Genomic DNA, 8,004 nt, shown 5'->3' with positions numbered 1-8,004 from the left:
ATAATCACAGATAGAGAAAATTCTATTCGTTCATTCTACAACAAAGACTTGATTTTTTAAAAATTACTTTTGTTTTGCTTTAAATAGGATTCCCTTGTTATTCTCAATTTTATTCATTTTTAATTACATAATTTACAAAATATAAAAAACTGAGATGTATATGGCTTTTAATGAAGTTTACAATCTTGAAGTGTGTGAGATTTTTTATAGTATACAGGGGGAGTCTACTTGGGCGGGGTGTCCAATGATTTTTATACGGTTGTCAAGGTGTAATCTGGATTGTTCGTGGTGTGATACGAGGTATGCCTTTGAAAAGGGAACTTTTTTTACTATTGAGGAAATTTTGAATATCATCTCTCAATATAAATGTAAGATGGTGGAGATTACAGGGGGAGAACCCTTGCTCCAGGAACCTGTTTTTTTATTGATGAAAATACTTATGGAGAAGGGATATACGGTTCTGTTAGAAACGAACGGGGCATGTTCTGTTAAAAATGTTCCACCAGGGGTGATTAAAGTTATGGATATTAAATGTCCTTCAAGTGGCATGGAAAATCAAATGTTATGGGATAATATCATTTATTTGAATCCTTTTCTTGATGAGGTGAAGTTTGTCATTGCAGATAGAAATGATTATGATTATGCAGTCCAAAAGATTAAAGAATTTCAATTGGACAGGAAATGTCGTGCTGTCTTATTCTCCCCTGTTGCCGGGCGTATATCTTTACAGGAATTTGCTCACTGGATTTTGCAAGATGGTTTGTCGGTGCGATTACAGATTCAATTACATCGCATTATCTGGGGCGAAAATATAAAAGGTGTTTAATTTGTTTTCAATGATGGTTGCCTGCTCATATATTCAATATAATCAACATAATCTTTACGAATAAAAGAAGATTTCTATAAATAAAAAAATGTAAAACAGATAGGAGTAACTTTTATATGGCTCAACGAATTTTTCTACTATTTATCTTCGCTGTTTCTTTCCTGTGTTTATCTATTGTTGCTATGGGGCAAGATAATACTCCTGTAAATACTCCGTCACCGAAACTGCTCTGGGAGATAGGTTCACCAGACAATAAGTGTTTAGAGTTTGCTCTGGCACCTACAAATTACTCCCGTTATGGGGATGATTCTTATTTTATGGTCGGGCATTCCAATCCTGCGGAAGATTGGTGTTATATTCATCCCGGACCTAAGGATGAATGGGCTCAAACTATACCCCATATTTTTACAGTCCTATTTTTTTTAAAGTCTGTAGAGACACAGGGCGATGTCCAATTAAATTTGTATTTATTGGAGTTTAATAAAAATTATCCGCCTAATTTGACGGTATATGTAAATGGAACAAATTTCCCAGTTCGACTTCCACCCGGAAATGGAACCGACGAATTTTTAAGTATCTTTGACGGTTCTGTATCTTCCGCAAAGAAAATTGAAATTCCTTTCCCATCTTCATTATTAAGGTTGGGAGAAAATGTCATTCAGTTTACAGTTTCAAGTGGCAGTTGGTTTATCTACGACTCGGTGCAATTATTCACTCCAGATAAGTTTGAATTAGCAGAACCGCAAAAAACTATATTGCGTATCGGTAAACCCGTGCCTATTCCTCTTGTTAAATCTATCGAGGATAAAGAACTTCGGGAAGTACGGATACCTGTTCGTTGTTATGGTCAGCCTTTTCAAGGAAAAATTACGATTACAAACAATGACCCGATAGATATAAACCTTCAACCTGGCTGGAATACTATCTATTACGATGTAAAAGAGGTAGATAAGGACACTTTTTCGTCTATTGAAATCAAGCAAGAAGACAAAACAGTTGCAACTCGGGATTTTATTATCCCTCCTGCCAAACAAATAACTTTATATCTTGTCCCTCATTCTCACAATGATATTGGTTATACCCATATACAAACAGATGTGTTAAAAATTCAACAGGGAAATCTCGCCAAAGCATTAGACCTCATTGAAAAGACAAAGGACTATCCTGCGGAAGCCCAGTTCCATTGGTCGGCAGAGGTTTTATGGGCGGTAAAAAGTCTTTGGCAATCCGCTGATGAGCAGACAAAGGAGCGGTTTAAAAAAGCGGTTAATGAGGGATACTTCGAACTACCGGCTCTTTTTGCAAATCAACTCACAGGTCTTTGTAACGGTGAAGAACTTACACATCTTCTCGATGAAGCCCATTATTTATCAAAAGAATTAGGCACAACCATTGACTCTGCCCTTATAACTGATGTTCCAGGATACACATGGGGATTAATTCCCACACTGGCTCAAGCAGGTGCAAAATACTTTTTTATCGGTCCGAACTTATCCTGGCGGATAGGGAATATCCTCGAAGTTTGGGGCGATAAACCTTTTTATTGGACATCTCCCTGCGGCAAACACAAAGTCCTTACATGGATTGGTTTTGCGGGATACAGTTGGTTCTTCGGTGGGACAAATGCTATGCCAGAACAAATACGCAATTACCTTGCAGAATTGGAAGGACGGAATTTCCCCTACGATATAACTTTAGCACGATATAGCATTGCCAGCGATAATGGACCACCCGATGATAAATTGCCCGATTTTGTGAAACAGTGGAATGAACAACATAAAACCCCAAAACTGGTGATTACAACTGCAAGGAAAGCACTAAAAACCTTTGAAGAAAAGTATGGGAACGATTTGCCTTCCTTTGCCGGTGAAATTACCCCTTACTGGGAAGATGGCGCTGCATCTTCAGCACGAGAAACAGCACTAAATCGCAATACGGTACGGAAACTCATGAATTTGGAAACACTATGGGCATTATGGTTTTCGGATAAATATCCCGCTGAAAAATTTCAATCCGCATGGGAAAACGCTATCCTTTACGATGAGCATACATGGGGAGCCCATAACAGCATTTCAGAACCAGACAACCCCTTTGTTAAAGAACAATGGGCGATAAAAAAATCCTTTGCGGAAAATGCAGAAAAGATTAAGGCGGACTTGTTCAATCTATTTATAAACAACTTTCAACCAGACTATCAAACAGTTTCACAAATTATAGTTATCAATCCGACGCCGTTCCCATGCACAAAAACAGTCATCATCCCTGCGTCATGGGGACGGAAAGGCAATCGCATATTGAAAGATGGGAAACCTATCCCTTCGCAAGTACTCCAATCAAACGATCTTGTATTCATAGCGAATGAAGTTCCCGGATGGGGATATGCAACTTTTACCATAGAACAAGATGAGCTGCCAACACCAGAAAACCCCGTAGTTGTAAGTGATAATACCCTCCAGAATGGGCTTATCGAACTGCTCATTGACCCGCAAACAGGAACTATTAAATCCTTAAAAACGCAAGCCGACGGGAAAGAATTTGTAAAAGAAAACCCACAATACAAAACCAATGAATATCTCTACACAGAAGGCAGAAACCCTGCAAACATAAAACGAGCCCAAAATATCCAGATAGAGATAAAAGAAAAAGGTCCTGTTATGGGAAGTATCGTGGTGCATAGTAATTCTGCTCCGGGGGCTAAGGAAATTCGTTGCGAATATGTGCTATATGCTAATTCAGACATTGTCGAGATTGTAAACTCAATTGATAAACAAGACATTCGCACACCGGAAGCAGTTCATTACGCCTTTACATTCAATATTGATAACCCGAATATTCGCTATCAAACGCCTTTCGCTGTAATTCACCTACCCGAACAACAATTGCCCGGTTCCTGTAAAAATTATTTAACCGTTCAGGACTGGGTGGATATTCAGAACGAGGAAAAAGGGGTTACCCTATTCACACCAAATGCCCCTATGATAGAGATAGGCAAAATCACCGTTGACCCTATAGAAATAGGCTGGAAAAAAGGGTTAATACTCGAACCGCAAGTGTTTTCGTATGTAATGAACAATTACTGGGAAACAAATTATAAAGCGTCTCAGGACGGATGGCATACTTTCCGTTATTACATAAAACCCTATACAAAAAACACCAACGCCCATCCCGATACCCTTGCAAAACAATTAAACTCTGAACTGATTATAATTCCTACGAACAATATACCCAAACCACCGACCAACCCTATACAGATAAGCCCCGATTGGGTACTGTATCATTTAAAATATAATCCCGATGAAAAGGCATACATTGCCCGATTATTCAACCCAACATCCGAACCCGTTTCGGCGCAAATAAAAAAACCAACATCCACCAAACCTATTGTAATTACATCCACATTATCCCCTAAACATCAATCAGAACCATTTACAGACCGCTCCCTCGCACCCTATGAAATGATTACATTGAAAATCAAATAACAAAATACCATTCGGGCACGGCACACCATGCCCGTACAGGATTATTCCAAAAGGATAAATCGGGCGGGGATGGTTGGTGCAATTGTTACGGCAAATGTTCGGGCAATTGTTGCGGCGATTTGTTCGGATGTTTGTTCGGGCGTTTATTGGGACATTTATTACGGTGGGTGTTGCGGGCAATTGTTCGGATGTTCGTTACGGGGATGGTCGGAACAATTGTTGCGGGGAATGTTCGGATGTTCGTTACGGGGATGGTCGGAACAATTGTTGCGGGAAATGTTCGAATGTTCGTTACGGGGATGGTCGGAACAATTGTTGCGGCGATTTGTTCGGATGTTTGTTCGGGCGTTTATTGGGACATTTATTACGGTGGGTGTTGCGGGCGATTGTTCGGATGTTCGTTTTGGGGATGTTCGGGCAATTGTTGCGGGCGTTTGTTCGGATGTTCGTTACGGGGATAGTCGGAACAATTGTTGCGGCGATTTGTTCGGATGTTTGTTCGGACGTTTATTGGGACATTTATTACGGTGGGTGTTGCGGACGTTTGTTCGGGTATTTGTTCGGGCGTTTATTGGGACATTTATTACGGGGGGGTTGTTGCGGGCGTTTGTTCGGATGTTCGTTACGGGGATGGTCGGAACAATTGTTGCGGGCGTTTGTTCGGGTATTTGTAGGGGCAATTCATGAATTGCCCTTACATGAATTGCACCTACATGCATTACACCAACCGAAATTACCCTATAGGGATCGTCCCAACAGGAATTGTTCTTTGGGAATTGCCTATTCATGAATTACCCCAACAGGAATTGTTCGTTTAGGAATTGCACCTACGGGGTTATTTGTTTTCGTAGAGACGAATATTTATTCGTCTCTACATATTTTTGAAGGCAATGTTGTAAATGTTTAGGTTGATTCTATTATTTTAATTTCGTTGGGGGTTAAATCGTATAATTTGTAGACGAGGCGGTCTATTTCCCGTTCCAATGGGGTGGTATCGGGTGGAAATGGTTGGGTCTGCCATTGGAAGGAAAGAGACAACAGATAGGGATGCGTAGAAGTAATGTTTAGAGGATTCGAAGGTAAGATTCGTGAAATATCTCTTTGATAGATTTTTCTTTTTGATAGATTGCTCTATTAAAATTCCCATTTCTCTCTTTCGAGCATTTCTATTAAATTGATGCATTCAATCCCAATCTCATTACAAACTGCTGGTATCTTTTCGGGCTTTCTTTTAGATTCCTCTGTTACAACTATGTAATTTTTTTTGTATATGTAGTTACCTTCTCTCTGAAATAGTGGATTTTTTTTATCCTCTTCTTCGTTATTTTTTGCTGCAAGAGCAATTAACCAGGGGTCAGCGCTGAGTTCATCAGGTTTCTCTGATTTACTTAAAAAACCAAATCTACTTAAAATCTCTTTAACTTTTTCAACTTGGAAACTATCTGGTTTTATAAACATTTTATTTCTTTTTTTGCTTCTTACCCAGTTTTTTAGTTTATCATCCCCTTTTTCAATTTCTTTTTTAACTTCTATGGGAGTTATAAGCCTTTTCTCCTGATAAGTTCCTCTATTCTTTTCCACAGGCTTGGAAATATTACTTCTGGATACTTTCCTTTTAATTCAATCATACTACTTGTATCAATACAATAAATATTACAATAAATATTCACAAGTAAGCCTATTTTCTTAATTGAATTTTCGATAACTCTTTCAAACCGTCTAACTTTAAGGACAAATATTCCATTGCATCAGTAGAAGTTATCATTCCCTTTTCTTGTGAATCCATTACAAAAAATACAAATCTCTTACCCTTTTCTTGAATGCATCTTTTATGAGATGGTAGATTGTAGAACGATTTTTTCCTTTCCTCTCTAAATCGCTCTCTAAGTTTTGCCGATTTTTTATTATAATCCTCTTGTGTAATTAGATTTAATGCCTTGAACTTTGTAAGTATCGCATGTTTACTTACAATGAATCTGTTGGATAAAATTCCAAGAGTTTCTTCCAAGGATGCAACCCTGTCTATAAATTTTTTATATGCAGGTTCCTTTCTTAATTCTTCCTCTGGCACTAAAAATTCAGAGGCAAACCTGTTGCACCAGTTCTCTACTTCTATGTACTGATTAATATCTTCAGTATAAATTTCCGGCATGTTTAACAATATATGTGCGTACTCATGGAAGAGTGTAAAGATTCTAGCGAGGATATTGTCCGCAGAATTAATCACTATTGTTGGCGGGTCATTATCCATAAGTGAAAATCCTCGGGCTGACTCAAGGGAAAAATTAAACTGGAAAACTAAAATATTTTGTGCCTCTACAATCTCTCGCCACTTACTAAATGCTGTATAAGCACTTTTGAATCTGAATTGCTCTTCAATAGGGATGCCACATTTTTCTCTTTGTTTTTTCGCTAATGAAAAAGGGTTATCACTAATATTTGCTTCAGGAACCTGGGCTTTGGGGTGCAATCCTAACTCTTTCATCAATTCATTAGTAATTTCTTGATAGTATCTCGCCTTTCTTATGGCTAATCTTATTTCTTTAGATAGTTCCTTTTCACTCTTTGGTATAACTCGAAAAGATGTAGATATAGAGGGTTCCTCAGGTGGTTTTGGGAGTAAGAAAACTGCAGTAGGTCTTTTGAAAAAATGAGAAAGATTTTCGATTTGCCTAAAAGTAGGTTTTTTCTCCCCTTTTTCTATCTTTTTGTAATTCTCTGTGCTAATTTTGAGTTTTTTTGCTATTTCTTCCACAGAGAATCCAGCACTTTCCCTCGCCCATTTGATAACATCAGGATTAATACTGATTTCAAATGATTTTGTCATTTTACCTCCTCGTCTGAGTCTTCATTTGAATAATAATACCACTTAACTATTGTTATTATGAAATATGAGGTATTTTTTGATGGAGAGAAAGTTCAGGTTTGGGATTTATGCTGGTTATAATATTCCTTTCCCTTATCTGTGATTTTCCACATTCTTTTTCGGTGGTCATCGGATAATAGCCCTTCCTTTTTCATCTTATTCTTTGCCCACATAGCAGTATTTTCCCATCTTATCTGCTTTGTTTTCGGCAGTTTTTCATAATCATATTCATTTAAGATGCCTTTCATTTTATTATGGACGCGATTCAATACATCTTTTACTTTTGCTTCTCCATCCAATTCAATAAGGGATTCCAGAATAGGTATTACATATTTCTCTTGAGGTGTCTTTAAACCTCTTTTCAATTTACCTTTACCCTGCCTTTTACCAACTTGAGAGGGGGGCTTTCCCTTGGGAATTGTCTTCCATTCTTTTTGAAGTGATATTACCTTTTCTTTGAATTCCTTAACGCTTTTTGCAAATTCACTAATTTGTTGCACTTTATCATAATCTTGAGCGTTCGATGCTTCGTTGACCTCTCTGTTTATTGCATTAAGCAACCCTTCAATCTCTTCGCACACCAAATCAAAAGCCGCATTTACATCCTTTTTATCCATTGTTCTCTCCTTCTATGATTTTATTTCTTCTTTGTTTAGATTATACAATTTGTAAACTAATTATACAATTTGTAAACTAACTTTTCTATTTGTCTCAATGGGGGGGTATCGGGTAATGTTGGTTGGGAAAAAGATTGTGCTAAATTTTATAATTTTCATCTGTTTCCCAATTCTCGGGATTATTAAAAATATATGCACGAATATCATGCAATTCTT

At 37.8% G+C, this 8,004-nt stretch carries 8 protein-coding genes; 4 read left to right on the top strand and 4 right to left on the bottom strand.

Annotated elements, in window-relative coordinates; genetic code table 11:
* The first annotated feature begins 244 nt into the window (after positions 1-244).
* The 4 genes from PLA12_13945 (at position 245) to PLA12_13930 (ending at position 5,123) form a co-directional block, all read left to right on the top strand.
* Positions 245-826, top strand: a complete 582-nt coding sequence (locus PLA12_13945; protein HOQ33589.1) for a radical SAM protein — start codon at positions 245-247, stop codon at positions 824-826.
* Between the two features lie 116 nt (positions 827-942).
* Positions 943-4,305, top strand: coding sequence for a polysaccharide lyase family protein (locus tag PLA12_13940; protein HOQ33588.1), 3,363 nt, complete (start codon positions 943-945; stop codon positions 4,303-4,305).
* Positions 4,306-4,374: 69 nt separating this feature from the next.
* Positions 4,375-4,992 (top strand): hypothetical protein, encoded by a 618-nt coding sequence (locus PLA12_13935; GenBank protein HOQ33587.1) that lies wholly within the window; start codon positions 4,375-4,377, stop codon positions 4,990-4,992.
* Positions 4,989-5,123: a hypothetical protein gene (locus PLA12_13930; protein HOQ33586.1), complete on the top strand. Its 135-nt coding sequence runs from the start codon at positions 4,989-4,991 to the stop codon at positions 5,121-5,123. Before PLA12_13935 ends, PLA12_13930 begins: the two co-directional genes overlap by 4 nt.
* Before the next feature lie 104 nt (positions 5,124-5,227).
* Here PLA12_13930 and PLA12_13925 read toward each other — a convergent pair whose 3' ends face one another.
* From PLA12_13925 to PLA12_13910, 4 genes are all read right to left on the bottom strand, one after another.
* Positions 5,228-5,452, bottom strand: a complete 225-nt coding sequence (locus PLA12_13925) for a hypothetical protein (GenBank protein HOQ33585.1) — start codon at positions 5,450-5,452, stop codon at positions 5,228-5,230.
* Positions 5,440-5,886, bottom strand: coding sequence for a DUF4411 family protein (locus tag PLA12_13920; protein ID HOQ33584.1), 447 nt, complete (start codon positions 5,884-5,886; stop codon positions 5,440-5,442). The genes PLA12_13925 and PLA12_13920 overlap by 13 nt, the downstream gene beginning before the upstream one ends.
* A gap of 97 nt (positions 5,887-5,983) precedes the next feature.
* Entirely contained in the window at positions 5,984-7,132 is a 1,149-nt protein-coding gene (locus tag PLA12_13915) for an XRE family transcriptional regulator (GenBank protein HOQ33583.1), read from the bottom strand.
* 92 nt (positions 7,133-7,224) lie between these two features.
* The gene (locus PLA12_13910; GenBank protein HOQ33582.1) at positions 7,225-7,788 is read right to left on the bottom strand and encodes a winged helix-turn-helix domain-containing protein; all 564 of its coding nucleotides are present in this window, start codon (positions 7,786-7,788) and stop codon (positions 7,225-7,227) included.
* Positions 7,789-8,004 lie beyond the last annotated feature (216 nt).

The sequence above is a fragment of the Candidatus Hydrogenedens sp. genome (assembly GCA_035378955.1).
GTDB lineage: Bacteria > Hydrogenedentota > Hydrogenedentia > Hydrogenedentales > Hydrogenedentaceae > Hydrogenedens.
Note: the sequence above shows the minus strand (reverse complement) of the source record. Positions and strands in the feature narration are given on the sequence as shown.